General features: G+C 68.9%; 1 protein-coding gene. It reads right to left on the bottom strand.

Going from position 1 to position 1,468, the window contains the following annotated elements:
* Window positions 1-105 precede the first annotated feature (105 nt).
* Entirely contained in the window at window positions 106-1,359 is a 1,254-nt protein-coding gene (locus DMP06_RS11205) for an IS256 family transposase (RefSeq protein WP_123209810.1), read from the bottom strand.
* Window positions 1,360-1,468: the final 109 nt, after the last annotated feature.

Genomic DNA, 1,468 nt, shown 5'->3' with positions numbered 1-1,468 from the left:
GGTAGTGTGCCGATTGTTGGTGTCAAGATCCCGTTCGGGAGGCGCGGGCCGCAGGCCCGCCCGAGCGAACGGGACATCGCCCAGGATCGCCTGCATTCTACACCATCACGCTGCCCTCTTCGCCTCGACGGCCGCCGCGACGATGACCCTCGCCTTCTCCAGGACCTCCGCGGGGATCGGCCCCTCGTCTGGCTCCGCCCGCCTCACATCCTTGAGCGATGCCGCGTCGATGAAGCCCATCGAGAGCCATTCCTCGTTGACGTCGATGAGCACGGACCCCACGAGCCGCATCATGGACTCGACGGAGGGGAAGACGCCGACGACCTTGGTCCTGCGCTTTATCTCCTCGTTGGCGCGCTCCTGCACGTTGTTGGTGCGTAGCCTCACGTGGTGCTCGTAGGGGAAGTCCAGGTAGGCCAGCGCGTCGGCCTCCGCGTCCTCCAGGAGCTCCCCGGCGCGCCCGCTCAGGCCGCCCACGACCTCGGCCGCCCTGCGGTAGGCCGCCCGCACGAGCTGCGGGTCCCGCTCGGCGAACGCCGCCTTCACCGCGGCCGTCGCGACCGCCTTGTCCTCCCTCTTCGAGAACCACCCCGCGACGTCGCGCTCCAGGTGGACGATGCAGCGCTGCCACGCCGCGCCCTGGAACACCTCCGAGGCCGCCTGGACGAGCCCGCCGTGGTCGTCCGAGACCACGCACCTGACGCCCGAGACCCCGCGCCTTCGCAGCCCGCGCAGGAACGCCTTCCAGGAGGCCGCCGACTCGGTGTCGACCACGTCGAGGCCGACGAAGCTGCGGGAGCCGTCCTCGCCGCACGCTATCGCCGTGACCACGCCCTTGGACCGCACGTGGCCCTCGTCCCGGCATTTGAGGTAGGTGGCGTCGAGCCACAGGTACGGGAACGACATGCCCTCGAAGCGCCGCGCGTTGAGGGCGGCGACCTCCTCGTCGAGGTCGGACGTCATGCGCGAGACGCGCGAGGGGCTGAGGCCCGCGAACCCGAGCGCGTCGGCGGCCTTCTCGATCTTGCGGGTCGAGAGGCCGCGCACGTAGACCTCCCTCACGATCGCGACCATCGCGCGGTCGACGCGGGAGTAGGGCCTGATCAGCTCGTCGGGGAAGTAGGTGCCCTCGCGCAGCTTCGGGATGCGCAGCGTGATCTCGCCGAAGGGCGTGAGCAGGCTCCGCTCGCGGTATCCGTTGCGCCTGTTGCCCTCGCCGCACAGCTCGTCGGCCTGCCAGTCCATGATCTGGTTGACCGCCTGCTCGAGCTGCATCCGGCCGAGCTCCGCCAGATCGACCGTGCCGTCCCCGCGGAGCGGGAGGTTCTGCATCGCCTCGTTTTCCTGTAGAGTGTCCATGGTGGCCGTTGCCTTTCTCTCGAATCGGTTACCTTCGCAACGATCGATTCTAGGCAATGGCCGCTTCTCCTTCAAAGCGGCCCGTGACACCAACTTTCGGCACGCGATC

This window comes from Slackia equolifaciens (assembly GCF_003725995.1).
GTDB lineage: Bacteria > Actinomycetota > Coriobacteriia > Coriobacteriales > Eggerthellaceae > Slackia > Slackia equolifaciens.
The sequence above is the reverse complement of the archived record's forward strand: the minus strand, read 5'-3'. Positions and strand labels throughout refer to the sequence as shown.